Source organism: Rhodococcus sp. CH91, from assembly GCF_022554085.1.
GTDB lineage: Bacteria > Actinomycetota > Actinomycetes > Mycobacteriales > Mycobacteriaceae > Rhodococcus.
Map to the genome: position 1 here is coordinate 44,808 of NZ_JAKFYR010000005.1, position 25,668 is coordinate 70,475.

General features: G+C 68.9%; 24 protein-coding genes, 1 tRNA gene, 3 pseudogenes and 1 riboswitch. Of the genes and pseudogenes, 14 read left to right on the top strand and 14 right to left on the bottom strand.

Annotation, left to right across the window (positions count from 1 at the left end; genetic code table 11):
* Position 1: 1 nt before the first annotated feature.
* From MOM01_RS11400 to MOM01_RS11410, 3 genes are all read right to left on the bottom strand, one after another.
* Positions 2 to 781, bottom strand: a complete 780-nt coding sequence (locus tag MOM01_RS11400; protein WP_241385552.1) for an RCC1 domain-containing protein — start codon at positions 779 to 781, stop codon at positions 2 to 4.
* A gap of 74 nt (positions 782 to 855) precedes the next feature.
* Positions 856 to 2,469: an alpha,alpha-trehalose-phosphate synthase (UDP-forming) gene (locus MOM01_RS11405; RefSeq protein WP_374112293.1), complete on the bottom strand. Its 1,614-nt coding sequence runs from the start codon at positions 2,467 to 2,469 to the stop codon at positions 856 to 858.
* The gene (locus MOM01_RS11410; RefSeq protein ID WP_241385554.1) at positions 2,418 to 2,588 is read right to left on the bottom strand and encodes a hypothetical protein; all 171 of its coding nucleotides are present in this window, start codon (positions 2,586 to 2,588) and stop codon (positions 2,418 to 2,420) included. The genes MOM01_RS11405 and MOM01_RS11410 overlap by 52 nt, the downstream gene beginning before the upstream one ends.
* Positions 2,589 to 2,790: 202 nt before the next feature.
* Between MOM01_RS11410 and MOM01_RS11415 the strand changes: the two genes are divergently transcribed.
* The 3 genes from MOM01_RS11415 to MOM01_RS11425 all read left to right on the top strand — a co-directional run bounded on the left by MOM01_RS11415 (position 2,791) and on the right by MOM01_RS11425 (position 5,428).
* Entirely contained in the window at positions 2,791 to 3,591 is an 801-nt protein-coding gene (locus tag MOM01_RS11415) for an alpha/beta fold hydrolase (protein WP_241385555.1), read from the top strand.
* Between the two features lie 215 nt (positions 3,592 to 3,806).
* Positions 3,807 to 5,195 carry a lysine N(6)-hydroxylase/L-ornithine N(5)-oxygenase family protein gene (locus tag MOM01_RS11420; RefSeq protein WP_241385556.1) on the top strand — a complete coding sequence of 463 codons (1,389 nt, stop codon included), beginning with the start codon at positions 3,807 to 3,809 and terminating at the stop codon, positions 5,193 to 5,195.
* Positions 5,192 to 5,428: an MbtH family protein gene (locus MOM01_RS11425; protein ID WP_006551884.1), complete on the top strand. Its 237-nt coding sequence runs from the start codon at positions 5,192 to 5,194 to the stop codon at positions 5,426 to 5,428. Before MOM01_RS11420 ends, MOM01_RS11425 begins: the two co-directional genes overlap by 4 nt.
* Positions 5,429 to 5,773: 345 nt before the next feature.
* Here MOM01_RS11425 and MOM01_RS11430 read toward each other — a convergent pair.
* Positions 5,774 to 7,171, bottom strand: a pseudogene (locus tag MOM01_RS11430) (threonine/serine ThrE exporter family protein); the annotation flags it as partial.
* Between the two features lie 146 nt (positions 7,172 to 7,317).
* Between MOM01_RS11430 and MOM01_RS11435 the strand changes: the two are divergent.
* A tRNA-Thr gene (locus tag MOM01_RS11435) sits at positions 7,318 to 7,392 on the top strand.
* Positions 7,393 to 7,746: 354 nt separating this feature from the next.
* Here MOM01_RS11435 and MOM01_RS11440 read toward each other — a convergent pair.
* Together MOM01_RS11440 and MOM01_RS11445 are read right to left on the bottom strand one after the other, a co-directional pair.
* Positions 7,747 to 7,989, bottom strand: coding sequence for a hypothetical protein (locus MOM01_RS11440; protein WP_241385557.1), 243 nt, complete (start codon positions 7,987 to 7,989; stop codon positions 7,747 to 7,749).
* Between the two features lie 179 nt (positions 7,990 to 8,168).
* The gene (locus tag MOM01_RS11445; protein ID WP_241385558.1) at positions 8,169 to 8,642 is read right to left on the bottom strand and encodes a general stress protein; all 474 of its coding nucleotides are present in this window, start codon (positions 8,640 to 8,642) and stop codon (positions 8,169 to 8,171) included.
* Between the two features lie 130 nt (positions 8,643 to 8,772).
* Between MOM01_RS11445 and MOM01_RS11450 the strand changes: the two genes are divergently transcribed.
* The 3 genes and pseudogenes from MOM01_RS11450 to MOM01_RS23110 form a co-directional block, all read left to right on the top strand.
* On the top strand, positions 8,773 to 9,390 hold the full coding sequence (locus MOM01_RS11450; RefSeq protein ID WP_241385559.1) for a TetR/AcrR family transcriptional regulator: 618 nt from the start codon (positions 8,773 to 8,775) through the stop codon (positions 9,388 to 9,390).
* 75 nt (positions 9,391 to 9,465) lie between these two features.
* Positions 9,466 to 10,032 (top strand): annotated as a pseudogene (locus tag MOM01_RS11455) (PfkB family carbohydrate kinase); the annotation flags it as partial.
* A 122-nt stretch (positions 10,033 to 10,154) separates the two neighbouring features.
* Positions 10,155 to 10,268 (top strand): annotated as a pseudogene (locus MOM01_RS23110) (ribokinase); the annotation flags it as partial.
* A 27-nt stretch (positions 10,269 to 10,295) separates the two neighbouring features.
* Here MOM01_RS23110 and MOM01_RS11460 read toward each other — a convergent pair.
* From MOM01_RS11460 to MOM01_RS11470, 3 genes are all read right to left on the bottom strand, one after another.
* Entirely contained in the window at positions 10,296 to 11,126 is an 831-nt protein-coding gene (locus MOM01_RS11460; RefSeq protein ID WP_241385560.1) for an ABC transporter, read from the bottom strand.
* Positions 11,127 to 11,143: 17 nt separating this feature from the next.
* A complete protein-coding gene (locus tag MOM01_RS11465; protein WP_241385561.1) occupies positions 11,144 to 11,458 on the bottom strand; it encodes a DMT family transporter in 315 nt (104 codons plus the stop codon).
* Positions 11,459 to 11,471: 13 nt separating this feature from the next.
* Positions 11,472 to 11,536: riboswitch (guanidine-III (ykkC-III) riboswitch) on the bottom strand.
* Between the two features lie 39 nt (positions 11,537 to 11,575).
* A complete protein-coding gene (locus MOM01_RS11470; RefSeq protein WP_241385562.1) occupies positions 11,576 to 11,782 on the bottom strand; it encodes a hypothetical protein in 207 nt (68 codons plus the stop codon).
* 145 nt (positions 11,783 to 11,927) lie between these two features.
* Between MOM01_RS11470 and MOM01_RS11475 the strand changes: the two genes are divergently transcribed.
* Positions 11,928 to 13,034 carry an alpha/beta hydrolase gene (locus MOM01_RS11475; RefSeq protein ID WP_241385563.1) on the top strand — a complete coding sequence of 369 codons (1,107 nt, stop codon included), beginning with the start codon at positions 11,928 to 11,930 and terminating at the stop codon, positions 13,032 to 13,034.
* 3 nt (positions 13,035 to 13,037) lie between these two features.
* Here the strand turns inward: MOM01_RS11475 and MOM01_RS11480 are convergent, their stop codons facing one another.
* The 4 genes from MOM01_RS11480 to MOM01_RS11495 all read right to left on the bottom strand — a co-directional run bounded on the left by MOM01_RS11480 (position 13,038) and on the right by MOM01_RS11495 (position 16,610).
* Positions 13,038 to 14,546: an MDR family MFS transporter gene (locus MOM01_RS11480; RefSeq protein ID WP_241385564.1), complete on the bottom strand. Its 1,509-nt coding sequence runs from the start codon at positions 14,544 to 14,546 to the stop codon at positions 13,038 to 13,040.
* 66 nt (positions 14,547 to 14,612) lie between these two features.
* On the bottom strand, positions 14,613 to 15,038 hold the full coding sequence (locus MOM01_RS11485) for an HIT family protein (protein ID WP_241385565.1): 426 nt from the start codon (positions 15,036 to 15,038) through the stop codon (positions 14,613 to 14,615).
* Between the two features lie 28 nt (positions 15,039 to 15,066).
* Positions 15,067 to 15,540, bottom strand: a complete 474-nt coding sequence (locus MOM01_RS11490; RefSeq protein ID WP_277609593.1) for an ArsR/SmtB family transcription factor — start codon at positions 15,538 to 15,540, stop codon at positions 15,067 to 15,069.
* Positions 15,528 to 16,610: a serine hydrolase gene (locus MOM01_RS11495; RefSeq protein ID WP_241385567.1), complete on the bottom strand. Its 1,083-nt coding sequence runs from the start codon at positions 16,608 to 16,610 to the stop codon at positions 15,528 to 15,530. Before MOM01_RS11495 ends, MOM01_RS11490 begins: the two co-directional genes overlap by 13 nt.
* A gap of 130 nt (positions 16,611 to 16,740) precedes the next feature.
* Here MOM01_RS11495 and MOM01_RS11500 point away from each other — a divergent pair, with 130 nt between their 5' ends.
* The 4 genes from MOM01_RS11500 to MOM01_RS11515 all read left to right on the top strand — a co-directional run bounded on the left by MOM01_RS11500 (position 16,741) and on the right by MOM01_RS11515 (position 21,742).
* Positions 16,741 to 17,406, top strand: a complete 666-nt coding sequence (locus MOM01_RS11500) for a nucleoside/nucleotide kinase family protein (protein WP_241385568.1) — start codon at positions 16,741 to 16,743, stop codon at positions 17,404 to 17,406.
* A 10-nt stretch (positions 17,407 to 17,416) separates the two neighbouring features.
* On the top strand, positions 17,417 to 18,670 hold the full coding sequence (purD, locus tag MOM01_RS11505; protein WP_241385569.1) for a phosphoribosylamine--glycine ligase: 1,254 nt from the start codon (positions 17,417 to 17,419) through the stop codon (positions 18,668 to 18,670).
* Between the two features lie 83 nt (positions 18,671 to 18,753).
* The gene (locus MOM01_RS11510) at positions 18,754 to 20,535 is read left to right on the top strand and encodes a CocE/NonD family hydrolase (RefSeq protein WP_241385570.1); all 1,782 of its coding nucleotides are present in this window, start codon (positions 18,754 to 18,756) and stop codon (positions 20,533 to 20,535) included.
* A gap of 31 nt (positions 20,536 to 20,566) precedes the next feature.
* A complete protein-coding gene (locus MOM01_RS11515) occupies positions 20,567 to 21,742 on the top strand; it encodes a pyridoxal phosphate-dependent aminotransferase (protein ID WP_241385571.1) in 1,176 nt (391 codons plus the stop codon).
* Here the strand turns inward: MOM01_RS11515 and MOM01_RS11520 are convergent, their stop codons facing one another.
* Positions 21,743 to 23,386 carry a GMC oxidoreductase gene (locus MOM01_RS11520; RefSeq protein ID WP_241385572.1) on the bottom strand — a complete coding sequence of 548 codons (1,644 nt, stop codon included), beginning with the start codon at positions 23,384 to 23,386 and terminating at the stop codon, positions 21,743 to 21,745.
* Positions 23,387 to 23,528: 142 nt separating this feature from the next.
* Between MOM01_RS11520 and MOM01_RS11525 the strand changes: the two genes are divergently transcribed.
* The gene (locus MOM01_RS11525; RefSeq protein ID WP_241385573.1) at positions 23,529 to 24,143 is read left to right on the top strand and encodes a TetR/AcrR family transcriptional regulator; all 615 of its coding nucleotides are present in this window, start codon (positions 23,529 to 23,531) and stop codon (positions 24,141 to 24,143) included.
* A 67-nt stretch (positions 24,144 to 24,210) separates the two neighbouring features.
* Positions 24,211 to 25,632 carry an adenylosuccinate lyase gene (gene purB / locus MOM01_RS11530; RefSeq protein WP_241385574.1) on the top strand — a complete coding sequence of 474 codons (1,422 nt, stop codon included), beginning with the start codon at positions 24,211 to 24,213 and terminating at the stop codon, positions 25,630 to 25,632.
* Positions 25,633 to 25,668 lie beyond the last annotated feature (36 nt).

Below are 25,668 nucleotides of genomic sequence, written 5' to 3' on the forward strand. Positions count from 1 at the left end.
CTCACGGGACCCGGACGCGCCACCGGGCGGTGTCGCACCGGCCGTCGGTGTGGTCGCCGGTCGCGAGGACGGCTCCGTCGGCGCGAAGCCCGAGGGTGTGTGCCGACCCGGCGGCAACGGCCACGATGTCGCGCCACGACGCGACATCGCACTGTCCCCGGCTGTTGTCGCCCGCGGCGAAGACCCGCCCTCGCGCATCGACCCCGACGGTGTGGCGGCTTCCTGCAGAGACCCCGACCATCTCGCGCCAGCCGGCCATCTCGTCGACACCGGAGGCCGTGGCTCCGGCAGCGAGGACCCGGCCGTCGTCGGTGACAGCGACCGAATGCAACCAGCCCGCCGCGATCGCGTGCACGCGGCGCCATCCCGCGACGTCGCACTGCCCCCTGCGGCCGACGCCCACAGCCGTGGCCGTGCCGTCCGCACGCAGACCGACGGAATGCCAGTCCCCGGCGGCGACGGCGATGATCTCGCGCCATCGGTCGACATCGCAGGCGCCCTCACGCCGCCGGCCCGCCGCGCGGACGGTGCCGTCGGCGAGGACTGCCAGCGTGCGTCGCCAGCCGGCCGCGATCCGGACGACATCGGTCCACCCGGCGACATCGCACTGACCGGCGTCGTTCCACCCGGCCGCGACGACGGTTCCGTCCGCGCGCAGACCCACGGTGTGCGACCGGCCCGTGTTCGAGGCGGTGTGCACGTTCCCTGCGGCCACCGCCACGATGTCCTGCCACGCTTCGACGCGGCACTCCGGAGCCCCGGGAATACCCGCTGTGGACACTCTTCCGTCCGTACCCACCCCTGCGGAATGACGCCGCCCGGCAGCGATCACCGTCGATCGCACGCCGGTCTCCGTCAGCCCTGGCCCGGTTCGCCGACCTCGTCGGGAGCGATCAGTGCGCGGCCGGCGGCTCCGGTGTTGGCGAGTGTGTCGAGGAACGAACGGGCCCAACGGTTCACGTCGTGCGTGAGCACCTGGCGGCGCAGGGCGCGCATCCGTTTGCGGCCGTCCTCACGCGGCACCTCGATCGCGGCCTGGATCTTGTCCTTGACGTCCTCGAGATCGTGCGGATTGCACAGGAAGGCCTGACGCAGTTCGGCTGCGGCACCGGTGAACTCGCTGAGCACCAGCGCGCCACCGAGATCGCTCCGGCAGGCGATGTACTCCTTGGCGACGAGATTCATGCCGTCGCGCAGCGGCGTCACGAGCATCACGTCGGCCGCTACGAAGAACGCGATGAGCTCGTCGCGGGGGACCGGCCGGTGGATGTAGTGCACCACCGGGCGTCCCACCTCGGCGTACTCGCCGTTGATGCGGCTGACGGTCTTCTCGATCTCACCGCGCATCTGCACGTACGAATCGACCCGTTCGCGGCTCGGCGTCGCGAGCTGCACCATCACGGTGTCCTTCGGATCCATACGGCCTTCGGCCAGGAGTTCGTGCAGCGCATCGAGCCGCACGTCGATGCCCTTGGTGTAATCGAGGCGGTCGACCCCGAGCAGGATCTTCTTCGGATTGCCGAGTTCCTTGCGCAACGCTCTGGCGCGGTCGCGGATCGCCTTGCTCCGCGACTGCTGGTCGAGCCGGCCCGACTCGATCGAGATGGGAAAGGCACCCACCCGTACCGAGCGGAAGCCGACCTGGACGACGCCGAGCTTCGATCGGATGCCGATGTTGCCGCGCGAGGTCTGCGCCCCCGCCAGGCGGCGTGCGAGATAGAGGAAGTTCTGGGCGCCGCCGGGCAGGTGGAAGCCGATGAGATCGGCGCCGAGGAGACCTTCGACGATCTCGGTCCGCCACGGCAGCTGCATGAACAGTTCGATGGGCGGGAAGGGGATGTGCAGGAAGAAGCCGATCGTCAGATCCGGCCGGAGCATCCGCAGCATCTTCGGTACCAGCTGCAGCTGGTAGTCCTGGATCCAGACGGTCGCGCCCTCGGCCGCGGCTTTCGCGGCTTCCTCCGCGAACCGCCGGTTGATCTCCACATAGGAGTTCCACCACTCGCGCCGGTACTCCGGCCGCACGATCACGTCGTGGTAGAGCGGCCACAGGGTGGCGTTGGAGAAGCCCTCGTAGTAGTCGGCGATGTCCTCGGTGCTCAGCCGGACCGAATGCAGGGTCAGACCGTCCTCGACGATGACGCCCGCGTCGGCGTCGGCGACGCCCGCCCAGCCGACCCACGCGCCGTTGTTCGAACGCAGGATCGGCTCGAGCGCAGTCACGAGCCCGCCGGGACTGCGTTTCCATCGGGTGGTGCCGTCGGGCAATCGTTCGAGGTCCACCGGCAGGCGATTGGCGACGACCACGAAGTCCGATCCGGCGTGCGAGCCGTGTTTCTCCGCTGCGTCCGCTTCGCCTGCTGTCACGTTCTGGTCCTCTTTCGATGCCCGGGTCGGCGGGATGATGTCGGTACTCGTCAGTGCTTGTCGCTGGGACCGATGCCGAGCATCGACAGCAGCATGCGGCATTCATCCGCGTTCTCTGCATACGCTGCGACGACGCGCTGCGCCTGTCGTGCGGTTTCGTCGGCGACGGGTTCGAGGTCCTCGTCGACGAGGTCGTTCGCGGTGGTCGGATCCGCGGCCATGATTGTCCTCCCGGGGTCGCTGCTCTGTGCGAGCACGCATCGTCCTTCGACTCTAGGAGAATCGGACTCCCCGCCGCCACCCGCCCGCCGGGTTCGTCCTGGCTCGGTCCCGCGGTGATCCCTCGCGGTACCGTAGGACCCGTCATCGCCGCATGCGCCGACCCGCTGCGCGCACCCCGTGCTCTCGTCGAGGAAGGTCTTCATGCCCATCGCCACCGTGAACGGCATCCCGCTGAACTACCAGGTCAAGGGGGAGGGGGATCTCGTAGTTCTCATCATGGGGACGGGGAGCCCGGGGCGTGTATGGGATCTGCACCAGGTTCCTGCCCTCGTGAAGGCCGGCTACCGGGTCGCCACCTTCGACAATCGTGGGATCGCGCCGTCCGGGGAGAGCCTGGCCGGGATGACGATCGACGATCTCGTCGCGGACACGGCCGGGCTGATCGAGCTCCTCGGTGGTCCCGCCTACGTGATCGGCACGTCGATGGGCGCGCGTGTCGCTCAGGAACTGGCCCTGTCGCGCCCGGACCTCGTCCGCAAGGCCGTCTTCCTGGCCGGGCACGCGCGCATGGACCAGTTCCAGCTGACCCTGACGGAGGGGGAGCGGCAACTCCACGACAGCGGTGTGGAACTGCCGCCGAAATACCGCGCCGCGGTGACCGCGGTGATGAATCTGTCCCCGGCGTCGCTCGCCGACGAGCATGCCGCGCGCGACTGGCTGGACGTCTTCGAGTTCAGCGGGGGCAAGATCTCGGCCGGCGTGCGGGCGCAGCTCGGGATGGACCGTGAGTTCGATCGTCGCGCGGCCTACCGCGAGGTGAAGGTGCCCTGTCTGGCAGTCGGATTCGCCGACGACCGCATGATTCCTGCCTATCTGTCACGCGAGGTCGCCGATGCGATTCCGGGCGCGCGGTACGAGGAGGTCCCGGACGCCGGGCACTACGGCTATCTCGAACGTCCCGAGGCGGTCAACAAGCTTCTGGTGGACTTCCTGGCCGGCTAGACCGAGCGACGTCGAACGCGGTGGAATCGAGAACGATTCCACCGCGTTCGGCGCTTCCGGGACCCGACGGGGTCGTTGTGACCCGGCTCGTCGAGACATCCCCGCGTGGCGTGCAACGCTGGTACGCTGCGGCGAGCATAGGTTAGCCTGGGCTACCTTCGGTGCCTCGTACGAACCGTCCGGGCCGGTGGCCCCCGAGTACGGAAGTTGGATGGATGACCGACCGTTCCAGCCTTGTCGCCGATGACGCGGGGAGGTCGGAGGGCAGCCCACAGGGAGACGTCTTCGACCTCGTCGGTATAGGTTTCGGGCCTTCGAACCTGGCGCTCGCGATCGCCCTCGAAGAGCACAACACCGACAATCCCGGATCGACGATCCGGGCGCGATTCTTCGAACGGCAGGAGGCGTTCGCCTGGCATCCGGGCATGTTGCTCGAGGGAGCGACGATGCAGATCGCGTTCCCCAAGGATCTCGTCACCTTCCGCAACCCCACGAGCTCCTACAGCTTCTTCTCCTATCTGCACGATCGCGGCCGTCTCGTGGACTTCGTCAACCATCAGACGTTCTTCCCCACCCGGCACGAATTCCAGGACTACCTGCAGTGGGCCGCTTCCCGGGTCGACGCCGACGTCCGCTACGGGACGCAGGTCGACGCGGTCGAGGCCGTCCGGGACCACAACGGTGTCGCCGATCTGTTCGCGATCCGTACCGCGGACGGTGTCGTCTATGCACGCAGCGTCGTGGTGGGAGTCGGGCTGCGCGCGCGTGTCCCGCACTGGGCGACCGAATCCGCTCGGTGCTTCCACAACCACCGCTTCCTGTTCCATCTCGAGGACATGCCCGAGCCGGTACACCAGCGGTTCGTGGTCGTCGGGGCGGGGCAGAGCGCGGCGGAGGTCGTGGACTATCTGCACACCCACTATCCGCAGGCCGAGGTCCACAGCGTCTTCAACCGGTTCGGCTACAGCCCCGCCGACGACAGCCCCTATGCGAACCGCATCTTCGACCCCGAGGTCGTCGGCCAGTTGCACGGTGCTCCCCTCGCCGAGCGAGAACGGCTGCTGGCGCTGCACCGCAGCACGAACTACTCCGTCGTCGCACCCGAGCTCATCGAGGCCCTCTACGCGACCGAGTACCGCGAACGTGTCAGCGGCCGGCGTCGCCTGTTCATGCGCCGCGCCTCCGAGGTGCTGTCGGCGACCGAGACCGCCGAGGGCATCGACGTCGAGATCCGCGACAATCTCGCGGGCGACACCGAGACGCTCGCGTGCGATGCCGTCGTACTCGCGACGGGATTCGAACCCGCATCGCTGCGGCCCCTGTTCGGAGACCTCGCGCCCGGATCCCCGATCCTGTCCGTCGCCCGGGACTACCGTCTGCCGACGCCCGAGGACGTCACGGCCGACATCTATCTTCAGGGCGGAACCGAGAAGACGCACGGTCTGACCGCGTCGCTGCTGTCGAACGCAGCGATCCGCGCGGGCGAAATCCTGTCCTCGATCGTCGAACGCAGGGACCTGCGTCTGTCCGGAGCACCGGGCGGAATCGACGGGCTTGGTAGGCTAACGGACCATCACACCTACGCAACAAGTGAGGCGAGATGAGCACGAATCCATTTGACGACGAAGACGGCCGCTTCTACGTCCTCATCAACGATGAGGAGCAGTACTCCCTGTGGCCGACCTTCGCCGAGGTCCCGCAGGGGTGGCGGGTGGTATTCGGCGAAGAGTCGCGCGCCGCGTGCGTCGAGTACGTAGAGCAGAACTGGACCGACATGCGTCCGAAGAGCCTTCGCGACGCCATGGAAGCCGACGAGAAGGCCCGCCAGGGCAGCTGAACGCTTCCGTCAGATCCGCCGAGAGTCACGCTTGCGCCGAAAGCGCAGCGTGGCTCTCGTCGTTTGCAGGGTCGATCCGGTGTCGGACGAGGACGAACCGAGACTGCTCATGGGGATCGGGCCGGTCGCCAGCGGCCCCGCCGCGATCGGGCCGGTAGGGATCGGGCCGGTCGCGAGCGGACCCGTGGCGAGGGGACCGGTCGGTGGCCCGGTCCGGATCGGGCCGGTTCCGGGAGCGATGGGTATCGGCCCGGTGTGGAACGATCCTGCGGGGATCGGGCCCGTGGCGGGCCCCGGCGCCGGTCGCCACACCGGCCGGTTCTTGTCGAGCCGGATTCGCGGGATGCGCCGCAGTTGAGGTCGGCGCAGGGTGCCGACCCGGAGCACGCTGCGCGGGTTGCGGGTGCGGCGGGCGAGCCACTCGCCGAGCGTGACCCCCGCGGCGAGCGCGCAACCGATACCGAACGCCGCGAACAGGGCCGTCATCCCGGTGGCCATCTGATTGCGGAGCATCGCGTACAGGCCGCGATAGAGCGCGAGACCGGGCAGCAGCGGCGTGATACCGGCGACGGCGACGACCAGCGGCGGGGTGAGGGCACGGCGGGCCATCAGGCCACCGGCGAAACCGATGACGGTCGCGGCCAGGGCCGACGAGATGATCGGGCCCAGCGAGAGCCCGAGGGCGAGCTGATAACCCAGGCTGCCCGTGGCGCCGGCGAGTGCGGCGACCGTCAGAGCCCGACGCTCGGCGTAACACGCGAGCGCGTAGAACAGGGCGGCCGCGGCACCGGCGAGAATCTTGGTGGGAAGCTGCGTGAGGTCGGGTAGGGCTTCGTAGCTGATGAGAGGAAGCTCGGCGCCGAACACCGAGGCGATCCGCAGGGTGGTCGCGACACCCGCGATGATGCCGCCCGTCATCATCAGCACTTCGAAGAACCGCGCGGAGGCCGTGATGGGTGCCCCCGTGATCGCGTCCTGGACCGAACCGACGAGCGACAGGCCCGACAGCAGCACCGTCACGCCGGCGGCGATGATCAGTCCCGGCGAGACCTCCACGCCGATGGTGTCCCGCATCCCGTACAGGGTGATCGCGGGGGCGGTGGCGACGATGCCGCCCACGAGATGCTGGAAGAAGAACGGCAGCCCCGCCGCGTTGAGTTTGCGGTTGACGCGGTCGATCACGAACGTCGAGCCGAACGCGACGAGAGCGACCAGCGCGTCGCCACCGAGAAGGACGGAAATCGAGGCGGCCATGGCGGACCACGCCATCGTCGCGACCCAGCGGTTGTAGGGGTGCGCCTTGGTGGTGATCGCGAGCAGTTCCTCGTGCGCCTGCGCGGGGGAGATCGCGTCGCGGCGGATGCGCCGGGTCAGGCGATCGACCGCCGCGAGTCGCGTGAAGTCCATCGAGCGGTAGTGCACCACGCGCATCGTGCTCGACGGCGGCATGGTCGGTCCGCGATAGGCCGACAGGACGATCGAGTTGTAGGTGACGTCGACGTCGCACTGGGCCAGGCCGTAGGTGGCGGCCACGAACCGCACCTGCTCGGCGGTGTCGATCGCACCCGTGCCGGAGGCGAGCAGCACCTCGCCGACACGCACGGCCACGTCGAGTGCCTCGGCCACCACGGCGTCGTCGGTCAGATCGATCGGCTGCAGTGGTGCCGGCGCTTCGATGACCGCGTCGACGGTCGCGCGGCGGGTACCGAGAACCCGATCGAGGAAGTCGTCGAAGCGGCTCACCGTCCGCTGCCTCCGGTACGGCTGGGGGAACAGTGGAGGGTGGGCATGCAAACCACCGTAACGAAGGTGGGTGGGTGCGCGCCGTGAGTGTGACGCGCTATATGATGGGCGTCGCTCACGGGCGCCACGCGACCGTCGAGTTCAGTGCCTCCTTAGCTCAGTGGTAGAGCACTCGCCTTGTAAGCGAGCGGTCGTCAGTTCAATCCTGACAGGGGGCTCCACGAGCGGGTCGTCGCGCACAGCCGCCGGCCCGCAGCGTTCGTTCGGGGCGTATATCCGTTCCGCGTCTCCGAGATCTCGCGCCCGGCGTTCGGCCAGGTCCACGACCGTGGCGATGCCAGGGGAGCGCGGCGACTCACGTGCTTCGCGCGCTGCGGTGATCCGGCCGAATACGAGAGCGACCAGCGGGGAGGCCGTGAGCCATCCGAGAAGCGGCCAGCCGATCCATGTCATACCCGGTGAAACGGTGGGAGAGACTGCGGCGTTAGCGGATCGCTGCTGTATTCACCTGCGTAATCACCCCGCGGCGGGACTCCGGCTCGTGCGGCGATACGGGAGTGGCGAAGAGAATTCGGTCAGGACTCCGACGACTCGAAGGCGTCCATGTCCACGAAGACGAGGCGGCCGTCGTCGAGGGCCACGGCCCATCGGCGCACCGGTGCCCAATCGCGGCCCAGCTCGTCGCCCACGGCTTCCTGGGCCGGTCCGAAGTCTTCGACGATGGTGCCGGGACATGCATCGTCGCCCGCTACGCCCGCGCGCACGACGACCTTCGCGCCCACTGTGGGCTTCGGGGGAGTATTCGACGATCCGGCCATAAGTCGAATAATGCCATTACCGGAAGAAATTATCGGGAGAATTCGCTCATCGGTGTCCGGAGCCACACGTCGATCGGGTGAAAAGACCGGAATGCCCCTTTTCGAGCCGCCGAAACGCACTTCGCCCACACCGGATGGTGCGGGCGAAGTGGATTCTCCGATCGGGAAAAGCTCGACGATCAGCGCAGTGCGAGTTTCTCGCGAGCCTGATCTGCGAACTCGGAATCGACCATGAGGTCGTAGCGGGAGGCCTCGATGCTCTTGCGGGAGACGAAGTCGCGGCGCCCCCCGGTGCTCCAATGGGTCACGAAGCCGAGTGATCCGCCCCATACCGCACCGACGGCGACGGCGGCGAGGATCACGCCGGCCATATCGGGGGTCGGGAGGAAGATAGCGAGGAGGAGACCGAAGAGCAGACCCGTCCAGATGCCGGCGGCTCCGCCGCGGAGTGCGGCCTTGCCGGTGGTCATACGGCCTTCGATGTGTTCGACGGTGGTGACTCCCTGGCCGACGACCCGCAGGTATTCGACGGGAAAGCCCTCGTCCGAGAGGTGATCGATGGCTCGCTCGACGGCATCGTAGGTCCGATAACTCTCGAGGAGGGTTTCCGAGTCGGTGAAGCGTCCGGGCGCCGGTGCGTAGATATCTGTCATGCGTTCCCCTCTCGTCGTCAGAACGATACGATGATCGTAGCGTATCGTTTCGTATCGTTTGATTCAGGGTCGGGTTTTCGGGAGACTCGGGAATCCTGCGGGTGTACTCCCGCGCGAGGAGGATGTGGACATGGTGGGCGAAACCGAGACGGAGTCCGCGGCCGCGACGGCTCGACGTGCCGTCAAGGATCGCGCCGGGACGGACGCGCGCATCGTGCGGGCGGCACTCGAGATCCTGCGGCTCCACGGCCCGCATCGAGTCACCGTCGAAGCGGTCGCGGCACTGTCGGGTGTGGCCAAGACGACGATCTACCGGCGGTACGCCAACCGGGAGGAGATCCTCGAAGCAGCGCTGCATTCGCAGATGGCGTCGCCGTGTGTGCCCGACGGGCTGTGCGTCTACGACCGCGTGAAATGGACTATCGAACTGATCCGGCGCGGACTGTCGAGCGATGTGGGCATGGGCAGCGTCGGTGCACTGCTCACCGACCAGGAGCCCGGCTTCACCGAGCCGATCCGCGAGATCATCAACGCTCGCAGCGAGGTCGTCGCCGAGGTACTGCGGAATGCGATCGACGCGGGCGCGATCCGCGACGATCTCGACGTCGACACCGCTGTGTCGATGCTGGTCGGCGCTTATCTCGGTGCCTATCTCCGCCACGGCGAGGTGGGGGAGTCGTGGGCCGACGAAGTCGTCCACATCGTGTGCCCCGAACTCGAACCGGACACGACGGAACAGCGGCCGTAGGCTCTACCCGTGGCCGAGCCGACTCGATGCGTGGTGGCGGTCGTCGGATCGCTCAACCTCGATCTGACGGTCCTCGTGACGCGTGCCCCGGAAGAAGGCGAGACGGTCCTCGGGCGACGTCTGAGCACGTATCCCGGAGGGAAAGGGGCGAACCAGGCCGTCGGTTCCGGCCGTCTCGCTCCCACGGCGATCGTGGGTGCCGTAGGCCGTGACAACGCCGGCCGGATGCTGCGTCGCGTGCAGGAGGAAGCCGGGGTGGACACCACCCATCTCCGGACGACGTCGGCCCCGACCGGCCGCGCGATCATCGTCGTCTCCGACGACGGGCAGAACCGGATCGTCGTCGTTCCCGAGGCCAATTCGCTGTTGCGGGCAGAAGAGGTCACCGCCTCCCTCGACGCACTCGACCCCGCGGTGGTGCTCACCCAGCTCGAACTGCTCCCGGCGGTGACCCGGGCCGCTGCCGAATGGGCGCGTGCTCACGACCGGCGGTTCGTGCTCAACCCCAGCCCCGTCACCGATCTCGACGACCGGATCCTCTCCGGCGCCGATCCGCTCGTGCTGAACGAGCAGGAAGCCCTCCACTATGCGGGCCTTCCCGCGGGCAGCGCCGTCGACAACGTGGTGGCCCTCGTGCTCGAACGAGTGCAGACCGTGGTGATCACCCGGGGAGGTGAGGACGTGGTGGTCGGCACCGAGGACGCAATCGAACACCTGCGGTTCCGCATGTCGACGTCGTCGACACCACGGGCGCGGGCGACCATTTCGCGGGCACCCTGGCCGCGCTGCTCGGCAACGGAGAGGACCTGTTCGCCGCGGCGCGCCGGGCCTCGGAGGACGCCGCCCGGCTGGTCGCTTCCCGTCGCGTCGATCGCTGACCGGGACGAGGACTTCTCGTCGCGGACTCAGGTGGGCGGAAGCAGTTCGCCTTTCCCGCCGCGCAGCCAGCGTCCGGGGAGCCGGCCGGCGAGATCGCCGAGCGGGCCGACGGCGCCTCGCAACAGTTCGACCGTCTCCTGCAACGTGTCGACGCTCGCATTCATCTGGACGATGCCGGGGGTGAGGTGCGCGAGGGTCTCCGACAGCGACACGATCTGGTCGAGCGGGCCGCCCTCGGCGAGCAGGCGTTCGAGAGCGCCCCGCTCGGAGAGCAGGATGTCGAGCACTCCTCCTTCGGCGAGGGCGCGCTCGACGATCCCTCCGGGGCGGATCGCCACGTCGACGATGCCGCCCGGTGAGGTGAGCCGTTCGACGGCCCCGTCCTGAGCCAGGAGTCGTTCGAGCGGACCGTCGTGCGCGGTGAGCCGGTCGAGCAGGCCGCCTTCGGAGACGAGACGGTCGAGTGCGCCGTCGTCGGCGAGAATCCGGTCGAGGGGACCACCCGGAGCGGTGAGCCGGTCGACGGGACCGCCCGGTTCGAGCAGCCGGTCGAGCAGGCCGCCCGGTGCCGTGAGGCGGTCGACGGGACCGCCGGGCTCGAGCAGCCGGTCGAGCGGGCCCCCGGGGCGCAGGGCCTGACCGAGCCCGCGATCCTCGGAGGTCAGCGACGAGATCTGTTGCAGCAGCCCCAGAGAGTTACGGGTGTCGGGCAGACCGACCGCGCCGAGCGCCGAATAGGTGGTGGGCGACACCGCGACTCGCACGGTACCGACGACGGTCTCGGCGACGCTCAGTGCCGCCTCGGCAGCGGTCAGGCCCACACGTACCGGCAACACGAGCACGGACCCGAGGTTCATAGCCTCGACTGTAACTGTCAGTGCACGAGTTTGAGACCGACGACGCACACGACGATGCCGGCGATCAGCGCGATCTTCAGCAGAGAGGCCGGCTCGGTTCCGGTGATCATCGCGTACCCGACGGTGAGGGCGGCACCGATACCGACCCATATCGCATAGGACGTGCCCACCGGCAGGCTGCGCAAGGCATACGCGAGCCCGGCCATGCTCAGGACCAGGGCGACGGCGAACACCACCGTCGGGGCGAGCCGGGTGAATCCGGCTGATCTACCGAGGGCTGTCGCCCAGACTGCTTCGAGGACACCGGACAGGACGAGAACGATCCAAGCCATGACGTACAACGCTCCTGCACCGTCTTGTCGCTCGCCGGGTACGGTGCGCTCGTCCGGGTGGCCGTCTACGGCCGCCTTCGTCCAGGTTAGGAAGTGTGGGCGAGGGTGACAAATCGTTCAGGACACGCGCAGCAGCTGTGTGTCCTCGGCAACCACGCTGCACGAGCACCGGCCGTCGATCTCGGCGCAGTCGAGCACGAGGGTGTGGCGCACGATCCCGAAGTCGGCGCAGTCGGGATCTGTACAGTCCGCCGGGGCCTCGGCGTGGATCACGAGGGTGCCGTGGCAGTGGTCGAGATCGTGATTGCACTGTGAACACGTCATGCGTCCTTGATAGCACCGCCGTCGGACACGGCACCCTTCGACGGCGCTGGACGGTTCGTCCGGGCGGAGCCGGGGAGCGCGACCCCCGCGACTATCGTGAGGACGCACAACACACCGGTGTGCCTGGCTCGGGGAGGAATCACACATGGGGCTCACGGACATCGTCGCGACGGCCGCACGGAACGCATGGTCGCTGTTCGCTGCCGACGGGATCGCCCCTCCCCACCGCACTCCGTCCGTGATCGTCGGAGACGGGCGGCATCGCACCCTGCGCCGCTTCGGACCCGAGGACGCCGGCCCGCCGGTGCTGCTCGTGACGCCGCTGGCCGCGTCACCGACCTGTTTCGATCTGATGCCGGAGCAGAGCCTCGTGAGGCATCTGCTCGATCTCGGCCGCAGCGTCTTCCTCGTCGAGTACGGCGAGATGACCTCCGAGGACCGCGATCTCGGCCTCGAATTCTGGATCGACGACGTGTTGCCCGAAGCGATCGAACGCACGTCGGAGCTGTGCGGCAACCGCGAGGTGGACATCGTGGCCTGGAGTATCGGCGGCACGTTGTCGATGCTCACGGCCGCGGCCCATCCGGAACTGCCGATCCGTTCGCTCGCGGCCTTCGGAAGCCCGCTCGACTACTCCGCGATCCCCGTGATGGCACCGGCCCGGCTCGTCGGGCGGTTCGTCGCGGAACCCGCACTCGACCTGCTCGACACGGTCTTCGGTGGGGTGCCCGCCCCCATCGTCCGCGCTGCTTACCGGCTCACCGCGATCGAGCGGGAGATCAACCGTCCGTGGTTCGTGGCGTCCCACATCACCGACGCCGAGACCCTCGCGCGGATGGAGCGTGTGGACCGGTTCCAGGACGAGATCTACGGATATGCGGGTCGGGTGTTCCGTCAGCTCGCCACCAGCGTGACGATCGACAACGAGCTGGCCGGCGGGCGCCTGAGGCTCGGGGACAGGATCGTCGATCTCGCCGATGTGAGGGTTCCGGTGCTCGCACTGGGCGGCACCGAGGACGTGCTCGCTCCGGTCGCGGCGGTCGAACCCGTCACGAAGCTGCTCGGCGGAACGCAGGTGCGTTTCGTTCGCGTGCCCGGTACCCATCTCGGGATGCTCACGGGCAGCACGGCACGAGACACCTCGTGGGCCGAACTCGCCGACTTCCTCGACGATCCGCACGCCGGCCCGCCGGTCGTCACGGGCGCACCCGACGAGCAGGTCGAGTGCGAGCCCGTGACGATCGGCGGGTAGGCGTTACTTCACCGGCGCCGACTCGGCGGTCTCGGAGAGCACCGTCTCCACCGGTTCCGACTCGGGTTCGGGTGCCCGCCTGACGAACAGCGCACCCAGGAACGCGATCACCGCGATCACCGCACCCCACGTGAACGCGCCGTGGACACCTTCCTCGAGCGCCCCGACGGGATCGGCGGCGCTGTCGGCACCCGCGACCGTCGTGCGAGTCAGCACGGTGATGAACAGTGCCGTGCCGGCCGCGCCCGCGACCTGCTGCATCGTGCTCACGATGGCACTGCCGTGGGAGTACAGCCGCCGCGGCAGCGCACCGAGTGCCGAGGTCAGCAGCGGGGAGAACATCAGCGCGAGACCGATGTTGAGCAGCACGTGCCAGGCGATGACCGTGCCGGTCGAGGTGGTGGCGTCGAAGGTCGTCATGCCCCACATCGCGATGGCTGCGACCAGGGCGCCGGGTGCGACGAGCGGGCGCGGCCCGAAGCGGTCGAACAACCGGCCGACGATGTAGCCGAGCAGGCCCATCGCGAGCCCACCGGGCAGCAGCATCAGCCCCGTCGCGAGCGTCGACTGTCCCAGCACGCTCTGCAGGTAGATCGGCAGCAGGATCAGTGTTCCGAACAGCGACATCATGCTCACGGACACGAGCGCCACCGCGAGGGAGAAGGCCGGGGTGCGGAAGGCGCGCAGATCCAGCAGCGCGGCGTCGCCGAGGCGGAGCTGCCGCAGGACGAAGACGGTGAGCGAGGCGATGCCGACGACCAGCGGGACCCAGGGCGGCATCAGCGGATCGCCCTCGGCGGCCTCGCCGAGGCTGCTCAGACCGAAGACGAGACCGCTGAATCCGAGCGCGGACAGCACCACGGACAGGGTGTCCAGCGGGATCCGCACCGGATCGGTGACGTTGCGGATCCAGCTCAGTCCGAGCGCGGTCGCACCGACCGCGATGGGCAGCACCAGCCAGAACATCCACCGCCAGCTCAACTGGTCGAGCACGACACCGCCGATGGTCGGACCGACCGCGGGCGCGACCGCGATGACGATGGAGATGACGCCCATCGTGCGGCCGCGGCGTTCGGCCGGCACCAGATTGAGCACGGTGGTGAACAGCAGCGGAAGCATCACCGCGGTGCCCACGGCCTGCACGACCCGGCCGAGAACCAGGACGGGGAAGATCGGCGCGATCGCGGCGACGAGGGTGCCGGTCAGGAAGCTGCCCATCGCGATCGCGAAGACCGTGCGCAGTGACAGTCGCGTGAGGAGATAACCCGTGATGGGAATGACGACGGCCATGGTCAACATGAACGCGGTGGTGAGCCACTGGGCCGTGGCGGCACCGACGTCGAACTCGATCATGAGTTTCGGCAGCGCGACGCTCATGATCGTCTCGTTGAGGATGACCACGAAGGCGGCGCCGACGAGAACGGCGATCAATCGTCCTGCTCGCCCCTCGGGAGCGGCGGGTGGACCGGACGGACTGTGCGCGGCGGAAGAACTCGGTGGAGTGGAAGACACGAGGGGGTCAACGGCCCACCGGCGGGAATTGTTCCACCGATGGTCCGTCGCCGGCGTGCCGGCCGATCAGGCCGGCACGTGAGCGGCGTGCCCCAGTTCCCGGAGCGCGGCCTTGATCTTGTCCTGCGCCCGGTCCAGGGACTCGGGTGAAGGATCCTTCTCGGCGGTCGCGAAGTCGAAGTCCTCGAGGGAGTAGGCGGGGAAGACGTGCAGGTGCAGATGCGGAACCTCGAGGCCCGCGATCATCAGGCCCGCACGCGGGGCGTCGAATGCCGCGCACACCGCACGACCCATCACCCGGGCCACGTCGTTCACCTTCGCCCACAGGTCGTCGTCGACGTTCTGCCAGTGGTCGACCTCCTGGCGCGGAACGACGAGCACGTGCCCCTCGGTGAAGGGATTGATGGTCAGGAACGAGACGACGTCGTCGTCCTGCCAGACGAAGCGGCCCGGCAGTTCACCGGCGATGATCTTGCTGAAGACGGATGCCATACCGGGAGGATAGGTGACGGAGGGAGCCTCAGAGGTGCTCCCCGACATCCGCCGCGGCGACGGTCAGCACGAGCAGGGGCACCACTTTCTCGGGAGGGATCCGATAGTGGTTGCGGCTCTCCTGCTCGACCACCCGCGCGGCCGACAGTGCACGGAGATGGTGGTAGAGCCGCCCGGAGGAGGACAGTCCGGCGGCGTCCTGGAGTTCGGTCGCGGTGGCCGGTCCGCGGAGCAGGGTCCGCACGATCTCGAGTCGCGTGGGATTGCCGAGGGCGTCGAGAACCCCGGCGACGGTCGCGGGGTCGAGCGCGAGCGAGGCTTCCGCGTCGTACTCGATGTTCCAGCGGACGGTCCCGTGCAGGGACACCGCCCCGCCGTAGGTGACGCTTCCGTTGCCGCCGGGCACAGCGGCGGCGGGCCGGGGCGCGTCGCCTTCGAGAATCCTCACCCGGCGCTCGAGATCCGCGAGCCGGGCTTCGTACTCGTCGTTCACATCGCGCAGCGTATCCGCTCGAGAACGCCGGGATCGCTCGCTGCGGTGAGTAGCAGTTCCTGGTGGGCGAAGGAGCCGAGAGCTGCCGCATAGTCGTCCTCCGGCATGCCGGAGGTGAGAAGCACCGCTGTCGCGGTCGTACCGTCGTCCCGGCGGAGTGCGAACGCCTCGGTGAGGATCCCGGGCAGGCTGCCGCCCTTGAAACCGAGCCCCGCGAATCCCGGAGGTGCCGGCTGCCATTCGAGGTGGGCGCGGGCGAGATCGGCGCCGGGCCCGAACGAACCGTCCGCGATCGCGTCGTGCAGCGCGGTGAGATCGGCCGCCGAGCCCGTGTTGCCGAAGCGCTGGATCCGGTCGATGTCGGCGAACGGATCCCCGGTGAGAGGGATCTGCTGTATCTCCGCGCGACGAGCGGGATCGGACGCGTAGCGACGGGCGGCGTCCCAGCTCGCCTCGGAATCGCCGAGACTCCGATCGAACATCGCGAGCATGGTGCCGAGCATCGTCGGCGGTTCGAAGCCGTCCCAGCCGCCCTGGGCGGCTGCCTCGCGGAGCGCGTCGTCGCCGAGTCGATCGCGCAGATAGTCGGGGACGGCGTTGTCGCTCTCCCGGATCATCGCCGAGACCATCTCGTCGAGGGTGACCGTGGCGTCGGGGCCGCTCACCCCGAGTCGTTCGAGCGCCCGGGGGTGCGCATCTCCGTCGGTGCCGGGTAGATACCACCGTTCCCAGTCGGCGAGCGGGACGCGCTCGTCGGGGGACAGTTCCCCGGCGGCGACGGCACGGGCGTAGGCGGCGAGGTGCACGACCTTCACCGCGGACGCGAGCGGTTGCTGCTCGTCGGCGCGGTGTTCGTACACCGTGCCGTTGCCGTCGCCGACGACGAGGGCGACGGAGTCCCGGTTCTCGGCGATCCAGCCGATCCAGCCGGCGGCGGTGCTCGGGTCGGCGGCCGGTGGGCTCGCGCATTCGCCGGTGGGGGCGAAGGCCTGTGGTTCCGGTTCGCCGTTCTGCCCGCATCCGGCGAGTGCGATCACGACGCTCGTCGCGGCTACGGCTGTGGCGATCCTGTTCGGCATGGCGAATCCGTTCGTCTCGATCCGTTAGTTCGTAATTTCGAACTTACGGAATAACGATAAACCGATCGGGCGGGGCGTGTCGAGACGCGGGGAGGACCGCGCGGCCGTCGGCGGTCGTATCGTCGGTTTCGTGGGAGGCGAGGAGAACGTGCGGGAGGCACCGCTGCGTGTGCTCGTCGACGAACTCGTCACCCATGTCCTCGTGGGACTGCCCTCCGACCGGCGAACCGTCGTCGGCCTGTGCGGACCGCCCGGTGCGGGCAAGAGCCGTGCTGCCGCGCTGCTCCTCTACACGCTCCGGTGCGCGGGAGTGGCCACGGGGCAGGTGCCCATGGACGGCTACCACCTGTCGAACCGGCAACTCGACGCCTTCGGGGCCCGCGGCCGCAAAGGAGCGCCCGACACCTTCGACGTCGCAGGTTTCCGCGAGATGCTGAAGCGGGTGCGGCAGTGCCGCGGTGAGACGATCTACGCCCCGGACTTCTCGCGCGCCCTCGACGAACCGGTCGCGGCGGTCCACGCCGTACCCGCCGATGCGAGAGTGATCGTCACCGAAGGCAACTACCTGATGTTCGAGACCGGGGGATGGGAACACATCCGTCCGCTGCTCGACCTCGTCATCTACATCGACGCACCTCGCCGCACCCTCACGCGACGTCTCGTCCGGCGGCATCGCAACCACGGGCGCGACGACGACGGAGCACGCGAATGGGTGCGTACCGTCGATCTACCCAACGCGGAAGCCGTCCTGCGTACGCGCTCCCGCGCCGATCTCGTGTGGAGACCGGTCCCGTAGTCTGTCCTGCGTGCGCGTACTCGTTATCGGCTCCGGTGCCCGTGAACATGCTCTTGCTCTCGCCCTGTCCCGCGACCCCGGCGTGACCGCGGTCCTTGCCGCACCCGGCAATCCGGGTATCGCGGAGGTCGCCGAGCTGTTCCCCGTCGACGCCGCGTCCGCCGACCGGGTCGTCGCCCTCGCCACCGAGCAGAAGGCCGATCTCGTCGTCATCGGACCCGAGGTGCCGCTCGTTCTCGGTGTCGCCGACGCCGTGCGCGCCGCGGGCTTCCCCTGCTTCGGCCCGTCCGCCGCCGCTGCCCGCATCGAAGGATCGAAGGCGTTCGCGAAGGACGTCATGGCCGCCGCCGGCGTGCGCACCGCACACAGCGAGGTCGTCGACACCACCGCGAGCATCGACGAGGCACTCGACCGTTTCGGGCCCACCTGGGTCGTCAAGGACGACGGTCTCGCCGCGGGCAAGGGCGTCGTCGTCACCACCGATCGTGATGCCGCCCGCGACCACGCGGTCGAGATCCTCGAGAACGGCCATCCGGTGCTGCTCGAATCGTTCCTCGACGGCCCCGAGGTGTCCCTGTTCTGCCTCGTGGACGGGGAAACGGTCGTGCCGTTGCTTCCCGCCCAGGACCACAAGCGGGTCGGCGACGGCGACACGGGCCCCAACACCGGCGGCATGGGTGCCTACACCCCGCTCCCGTGGCTCCCCGAGGGCAGTGTCGAACGGATCGTCTCCGAGGTGGTCGAACCGGTCGCCGCCGAGATGGTACGGCGAGGCTGCGGCTTCTCCGGGCTGCTCTACGCCGGCCTGGCGATGGGTGCCGAGGGCCCGGCCGTGGTCGAGTTCAACTGCCGCTTCGGCGATCCCGAGACCCAGGCCGTGCTCGCCCTGCTCGAGTCGCCGCTCGGGCAAGCGCTGAACGCGGTCGCCACGGGCACCCTCGCCGACCTGCCGCCCCTGCGCTGGCGCGACGGCGCCGCGGTGACGGTCGTACTCGCGGCCGAGCACTATCCGGGCACCCCGCGCGTCGGCGACGTGATCACGGGCGCCGAGGGTGACACGGTGCTGCACGCCGGCACCAAGCGTCGTGAGGACGGCGCGCTCGTCTCGTCGGGCGGGCGCGTGCTCAACGTGATCGGGGTGGGCGACGACCTCGCGGCGGCGCGTGCTGCGGCCTACGAACGGCTCGCCACGGTCAAGCTGCCGGGTGGTCATTTCCGTCGGGATATCGGCCTCGCGGCCGTCGAAGGCAGGATCTCGGTCTAGCCTTCACCCGCGTTCTCCACCTTGCACCTACCCGGTGTATGTTGCACACTCGGTGCATCTTTGATGCCGCCAGGGGTGACAGCATGGTTTCTCGAGGACGCTTGCCGGCGTCGGACCCGACACCGTTACGGCACCACAACGTCGTCGTCCACGCGCTACCCGACGACATCGTCGTCGACCGCGACCTGCCGATCCGCGCGGGGGACGGCACCGTCCTGAGAGCCGATGTCTACCGTCCCGCCGGTGCCGGTACATCCGGGCGTTGCCCCACGCTGGTCGCGGTGACCCCCTACGGCAAGAACGCGGGCGTCGACCGGTATCCCGTCGATTTCGACGACCTCGCCGAGTCGGGCAACCACGTCGGCGAGCTCGAACTCAGCGAGTGCACCTCCTTCGAAGCGCCCGACCCCGCCTACTGGGTGCCGCACGGATACGTCGTCGTCGTCGCCGACATGCGCGGATACCACGCCAGCGACGGCCGTCCCCGGTTGCTGCTCGGCCGGGCCGCGCTCGACTGTGCGGCGGTCGTGGAATGGGCGGGCAGCCAGGAGTGGAGCAACGGCAAGGTCGGGCTCGCCGGCGCGGACTATCTCGCGACGCTGCAGTGGTACACGGCGGCCCTGAACCCGCCCGGTCTCGCCGCCATCGCACCCTGGGAGAGCGTGAGCGATCCCTGTCGCGACATCCTCACCCAGGGCGGCATTCCCGAGACCCGCTACAGCGAGTTCTGGTACCGGGCGATGAACACCGGCGCGCACGGCGGTGCCGCCTCCCCGAGCCGGTTCACCCCCTGGCTGCTACACCGATTCCCGGACTTCTTCCGTCATGTCGCCCCGCCGCCCCGGCTCGAGGACATCACCGTGCCCGCGCTCGTCGGGGTCTCCTGGTCGGATCAGGGGCCGCGAACCCGCGGATCCGTCGAGGGCTACCGCCGCATCGGGTCGGAGCACAAGTGGCTCTACACCCACGGGCGGAAGATATGGCAGACGTTCTACAGCAGTGAAGCCCTCGACTTCCAGCGGCGCTTCTTCGACCGCTTCCTCAAGGACGAGGAGAACGGCTTCGAGAACACCCCCCGAGTGCGCCTCGAGACCCGCCACGACCTGCGTTCCTACACCGAGCGCTACGAAACCGAGTGGCCCCTGCCCGACACCCGCTATCTCGCCCTCCACCTCGACCACACGAACTCCGAACTGAGTGTCGTGCCGTGCGAGAACCGCGAGTTCCGCCGCACCTTCCCCGTCGCCGGCGACGAACTGGTCTTCACCCACATCTTCGACGAGGACACCGAGATCACCGGGCACGCGGCATTACGCCTCTGGGTGCAGGCGAAGGACGCCAACGACATGGACCTGTTCGTCGGGCTGGCCAAGCGTGACGAAGACGGCCGCGACGTCTGGTTCGAGGGTCACGGGGGCTACGAGAAGGGATTCGTCGCCCACGGCTGGCTGCGGGTCTCGCGCCGCGCACTCGATCCGGAGGCGTCCACGGCCTACCGCCCGGTCCACGACCCGAAGAAGTACTGGCCGCTCCTGCCCGACCAGATCGTGCCGGTGGACATCGAGATCATGCCGCACAGCACCTTCTTCGAGGCGGGTTCCGCTCTGGTGCTCGTCATCGCCGGGCACGACCTCGACGAGAATCCGCGCGTCGGACACGACCGCACGATCAACAAGGGCTTCCACATCGTGCACACGGGCGGACCGTTCGATTCGCATCTGCTCCTGCCGGTCGTGCCGCAGCCCGCGCGGGAGTCCGTGGCGACCGTCGAAGACGAGGCCGTCGCATACGATCACCTCCTGGATCGTATGGAGATACCGGTGGCGTGGACCGCCCTCACCCGGCCTTCGCGGGCCCGGCTGTAGCGGACCGTGTGCGCGTACTACCGTCGTGGACGTGCGCGTCGAATCCCAACGGTCCGGTATCGAGACGTTCCATGTCATGGACGTGTGGAAGGCGGCCGCCGAGCGGCAGCGCACCCACGGTGACGTACTGAGCCTGGCGGCCGGGCAGCCGTCGACACCCGCGCCGGCCCCGGTATTGCGCGCCGCCGGCCTCGCCATCGAAGCCGAACTGCTCGGATACACGGAGACGTTCGGCATCCTGCCGTTGCGCGAGGCCATCGCCGGATATCACCGCGACCGGTACGGAATCGACGTCGGCCCGGACGACGTCGTCGTCACCACGGGGTCCTCCGGCGCGTTCACCCTCTTGTTCCTCGCCGCCTTCGACATCGGGGACACCGTCGTGGTCGCCCGGCCCGGCTACCCGGCCTATCGCAACACCCTCGCCGCGCTCGGCTGCCGGGTCGTCGAGCTCGACTGCGGGCCGCAGACCCGCTATCAGCCGACCGTGGCGATGCTCGAGGAACTCGACGCCCCTCCCGCCGGTGTAGTGGTCGCCAGCCCCGCCAATCCCACGGGCACGATGATCGAACCGTCCGAACTCGCGGCGCTCGCCCGCTGGTGCGACGAGCACGGCAGCCTGCTCATCTCGGACGAGATCTACCACGGGATCGAATTCTCCACCCCGGGCTCTCCCGCGACGTCCACGGCGTGGGCGACCTCCCGCGAATCCGTGGTGATCGGCTCGGTCTCGAAGTACTTCTCGATGACCGGCTGGCGGCTCGGCTGGATGCTCGCGCCCGAATCGATGCGGCCGGCGCTGCAGCGTCTGGCCTCCAACATGACGGTGTGCCCGCCGTCGATCTCCCAGTTCGCGGCGCTCGAGGCGTTCGGGACGGAAGCCCGCACCGAACTCGACAGCCACGTCTCCCGCTATGCCGTGAACCGCGACCTGTTGCTCGAAGGTCTGCCCGATCTGGGCATCACCGACCTCGCGCCGGCCGACGGCGCCTTCTACGTGTACGCCGACATCACCCACCTGCTCGACGGCGAGACCTCGACGGCGTGGTGCGCGCGACTGCTGCACGACACCGGGCTGGCGCTCGCACCGGGAGTCGATTTCGACACCGTGCGTGGTGACGGCACCGTGCGCCTGTCGTTCGCCGGCTCCACCGCCGACATCACCGCAGCGCTCGACCGGCTCGCGGGGTGGCTGCCCGTCCCCTGATCACCGCCCGGCGGCGATGATCTCGGCGATGTTCCGCTCGGCCAGGGCCGCGATCGTCAACGACGGGTTGGCGGTGCCGGTGCTGCCCGGGATCAACGCCCCGTCGACGACGTAGAGACCGGGGTGCCCGTGGACCCGCCCGTAACCGTCGGTCGCGTCGCCGAGCACCGCACCACCGAGCGGATGCGCGGTGAAGGACGCGTTGACGTCCTCGGCCATCGGCGAGGCGCCCGGGATCGTGCCGCCGGCCTGCGCCATCGCATCGTGCACGGCGCGCAGTGCGTCGACGCTCGCGCGCTCACCTCCTGCCGGCCAGTTCACGACCGCGCGATCGGTCCCTGCGTCGTAGACGACGTCGGCGCGGGTCGGGTCGAGGGTCATGCCGAGCGAGGCGAGCATCCCGACGTCCTTCGCGGTACCGGCGACGAACCAGTTCTCGAGGCTCAGCGGCATACCGGACTCGTCGACGATCCGTGACGCCGAGGGCGCCCCCTGGTCGCCACCGAAGCCCTCGGTGAGTGCGAAGGAGCGCACGAGCACCGCGTCGCCGTTGGTGCCCCAGCCCCGGCCCACGCGCTCGTCGAGATTCGGCAGCGCACCCGTGTGCCGGGCCTTGACGAGGAGTTCGGTGGTGCCGATCGATCCGGCGCCGAGGACGAGACGATCGCAGGTGATCGTCGTGGTGCGCAGCACCGCGCCCGTGGGGTCGACGGCCTGCACCTCGAGCCGGTACCGCCCGTCGCTCTCCTGCCCGATCGCGAGTACCCGGTGCGCATGGCACACCCGGGTGCGGCCGGTCGCCTCTGCCGCCGGGATGTAGTTCTGGGTGAGATCGAATTTCGCCCCGTTGGAGTTGCCGAGATTGCTCTCCCCGGCGACGGCCGACCGGCGGACCGAACCGGCGAGTTCGGCGCGCACGACATCCCAATCCCAGACGCCGTCGATGCGATGCGGGATATGGCCGGCGGCGCGGGCGTCCTCGTCCCAGCGCCGCGAGTGTGTGAACTCGGGGGCGTGATAGACGTCCTCGGGCATCGGTGACAGGCGCAGCATCGAGCGCACCTTCGGATACCAGGTGGAGGTCATCTCCTGGTAGGAGAGCCGGTCGCCGAAGACCTGCTCGAAGAAGCGCTGTTCGGGGGCGATCATCACACCCGTGAAGACGATCGAGCCGCCACCGACGGCGGCGCCGCGCCACACCGACATGTTCGGATAGTCGACGACGTCGAGTACGCCCGCGAAGTCGTCGCACACCACCGGAATGCCGGTCGGCCCGGTGAAATGGGTGCGGTGGTAGTAGCCGCGCCCGTCGGCGAGCAGGTCGGTCGTGAAGATCTCCCGGTGCGGGTCGCGGGGCCAGCGCATACCGCGCTCGAGCATCGTGACCTGATTTCCGGCCTCGGCGAGCCGCAGCGCGGCGACGCTCGCCCCGAAACCGGAACCGACGACGACGACCTCCGAATGTGCCGGAGGCGTCGGCGGAGGAACGAACAGCTCCGGCACGAGCCGGTGGTACTCGTCGAGCCCCAGGGGAAGCGCCGATGCCCGTGGGAAACCCGCGCCGGACAGGCCGGCGCTCACGGCGCCGGTACCCGCCAGGGCGGCCCCGAGAACCGATGCCCGAAGAAAGCGTCGACGTCTCATTCCGGTACGGCTCCGATCGTTCGATGATCTACACGGGAAGCGCCCACCGAGACTCGCTAGGTGCGGGCGGGCGCAATGGTACCGTTCGGTCTCGAATTCCGTTTTCCCCTGGTGAGGCCGCCGAGGCTGTCACCATGAGATGGTGTCGATCGCTGTGACACCGAAAGGTGAACGGCGCCGTCGGGCGCTGGTCGAGGCAGCAGCCGATCTCATCCTCGAGGGCGGTCTCGACGCTGTGCGCCATCGTGCCGTCGCGACCCGCGCCGGTCTCCCGCTCGCGTCGACCACCTACTACTTCGACTCGCTCGACGATCTCCTCACGTGCGCGATGCACTACAACGGTGAGCGCGAACTCGACGCCATGCGGGAACGCGTGCGCGAGATCCGGCAACTTCCGCGCAGTCGCGAGGGTACGGCGGATCTCATCGTCGACCTGCTGATCGGCCCTCGTGATGGCGACGGCGGAATCGAACGTGAACGTCTGATCTCCCGATACGAACGGTGCGTCGCCACGGCCCGCTATCCGGAGCTGCGGGACGGCCAGGTGCGGATGCGGGAACAGATCGACGACCTGCTCACCGACCTGCTCGAACGGTGCGGCCGGTCGGTTCGCACCCGGGAACTGCGGCGGCTCGTGGCCGTCGTGGACGGTGCGGTTCTGGGGGGACTCGGAGAGATCGATCCCGATCCGCGCTCGCTCGCGCGCGGCATCCTGCTCGATGTCGTGGAGACGGTGGCGCCCCCGGTGGAATGTTGAGCTCGGACGACCGCGGGGGCCAGGTCGGACGATCAGGGAACGGGCACGGTCCGTAAACTCGACTGCTGTGAGCAACATCCCGAACGTCCTCGCCACCCGCTACGCCAGTCCCGAATTGAGGGATCTGTGGTCGCCGGAGTACAAGATCGTGCTCGAGCGCCAGTTGTGGATCGCGGTGCTGCGGGCTCAGGCCGAACTCGGGATCGACGTACCGGCAGAGGCCGTCGCCGACTACGAACGCGTCCTCGAGCAGGTCGACCTCGAGTCGATCGCGGCCCGCGAACGCGTCACCCGGCACGACGTCAAGGCCCGCATCGAAGAGTTCAATGCTCTCGCCGGTCACGAGCACGTCCACAAGGGCATGACCAGCCGCGACCTCACGGAGAACGTCGAGCAACTGCAGATCCTGCGGTCGCTCGAGCACGTCCACTCCCACGGTGTCGCGGTGGCCGCGCGACTCGCCGAGCGCGCCACCGAGTACGCCTCGCTCGTCATGGCGGGACGCTCGCACAACGTCGCGGCACAGGCCACGACGCTCGGTAAGCGTTTCGCGTCCGCGGCCGACGAACTGCTCATCGCCCTGCAGCGTGTCCGCGAGCTGATCGCCCGGTACCCGCTGCGCGGGATCAAGGGGCCCATGGGCACCGCGCAGGACATGCTCGACCTGCTCGGAGGCGACGCCGCCAAGCTCGCCCAGCTCGAGGAGAAGGTCGCGCAGCATCTCGGTTTCTCGAAGGTGTTCACGAGCGTCGGCCAGGTCTACCCGCGCTCGCTCGACCACGATGTGCTCTCCGCTCTCGTGCAGGTCGGTGCCGGGCCGGCATCGTTCGCCCACACCATCCGGCTGATGGCCGGTCACGAACTCGTCACCGAGGGCTTCCAGCCCGGCCAGGTCGGTTCGTCCGCCATGCCGCACAAGATGAACACCCGCTCGTGCGAGCGCGTCGACGGTTTGCAGGTCGTGCTGCGTGGATACGCGTCGATGGCCGCAGAGCTGGCCGGCGCGCAGTGGAACGAGGGCGACGTGTTCTGCTCGGTCGTCCGGCGCGTGGCCCTGCCCGATGCCTTCTTCGCGATCGACGGGCAGATGGAGACCTTCCTGACGGTGCTCGCCGAGTTCGGTGCCTACCCGGCGGTGATCGAGAAGGAACTGGTGCGGTACCTGCCGTTCCTCGCGACCACCAAGGTACTCATGGCCGCCGTGCGCGCGGGGGTGGGCCGCGAAACCGCGCACGAGGTCATCAAGGAGCACGCGGTGGCCGTGGCGCTCGCGATGCGCGAGGAAGGACGCGAGCCGGATCTGCTCGACCGGCTTGCCGCCGACGATCGTCTTCCGCTCGACCGAGCCGCGCTCGACGCCGCACTCGCCGAGCGGGAGGTCTTCGCGGGGGCGGCCGTGGCCCAGGTCGAGGCGGTCGTCTCAGCGGTGCAGGATCTCGTCGCGCAGTATCCCGAGGCGGCGAAGTACACGCCGGCTCCGATCCTGTAGAGATCCTGAACCGGCTACCGGGGGAACTGTTCGATG

What these genes read in the sequence shown, in the direction of transcription:
- MOM01_RS11405 (WP_374112293.1), bottom strand. Translation starts at nt 2,469, where the DNA reads ATGCCGCATGCTGCTGTCGATGCTCGGCATCGGTCCCAGCGACAAGCA.
- MOM01_RS11410 (WP_241385554.1), bottom strand. Translation starts at nt 2,588, where the DNA reads ATGGCCGCGGATCCGACCACCGCGAACGACCTCGTCGACGAGGACCTC.
- MOM01_RS11415 (WP_241385555.1), top strand. Translation starts at nt 2,791, where the DNA reads ATGCCCATCGCCACCGTGAACGGCATCCCGCTGAACTACCAGGTCAAG.
- MOM01_RS11420 (WP_241385556.1), top strand. Translation starts at nt 3,807, where the DNA reads ATGACCGACCGTTCCAGCCTTGTCGCCGATGACGCGGGGAGGTCGGAG.
- MOM01_RS11425 (WP_006551884.1), top strand. Translation starts at nt 5,192, where the DNA reads ATGAGCACGAATCCATTTGACGACGAAGACGGCCGCTTCTACGTCCTC.
- MOM01_RS11440 (WP_241385557.1), bottom strand. Translation starts at nt 7,989, where the DNA reads ATGGCCGGATCGTCGAATACTCCCCCGAAGCCCACAGTGGGCGCGAAG.
- MOM01_RS11445 (WP_241385558.1), bottom strand. Translation starts at nt 8,642, where the DNA reads ATGACAGATATCTACGCACCGGCGCCCGGACGCTTCACCGACTCGGAA.
- MOM01_RS11450 (WP_241385559.1), top strand. Translation starts at nt 8,773, where the DNA reads ATGGTGGGCGAAACCGAGACGGAGTCCGCGGCCGCGACGGCTCGACGT.
- MOM01_RS11460 (WP_241385560.1), bottom strand. Translation starts at nt 11,126, where the DNA reads ATGAACCTCGGGTCCGTGCTCGTGTTGCCGGTACGTGTGGGCCTGACC.
- MOM01_RS11465 (WP_241385561.1), bottom strand. Translation starts at nt 11,458, where the DNA reads ATGGCTTGGATCGTTCTCGTCCTGTCCGGTGTCCTCGAAGCAGTCTGG.
- MOM01_RS11470 (WP_241385562.1), bottom strand. Translation starts at nt 11,782, where the DNA reads ATGACGTGTTCACAGTGCAATCACGATCTCGACCACTGCCACGGCACC.
- MOM01_RS11475 (WP_241385563.1), top strand. Translation starts at nt 11,928, where the DNA reads ATGGGGCTCACGGACATCGTCGCGACGGCCGCACGGAACGCATGGTCG.
- MOM01_RS11485 (WP_241385565.1), bottom strand. Translation starts at nt 15,038, where the DNA reads ATGGCATCCGTCTTCAGCAAGATCATCGCCGGTGAACTGCCGGGCCGC.
- MOM01_RS11495 (WP_241385567.1), bottom strand. Translation starts at nt 16,610, where the DNA reads ATGCCGAACAGGATCGCCACAGCCGTAGCCGCGACGAGCGTCGTGATC.
- MOM01_RS11510 (WP_241385570.1), top strand. Translation starts at nt 18,754, where the DNA reads ATGGTTTCTCGAGGACGCTTGCCGGCGTCGGACCCGACACCGTTACGG.
- MOM01_RS11520 (WP_241385572.1), bottom strand. Translation starts at nt 23,386, where the DNA reads ATGAGACGTCGACGCTTTCTTCGGGCATCGGTTCTCGGGGCCGCCCTG.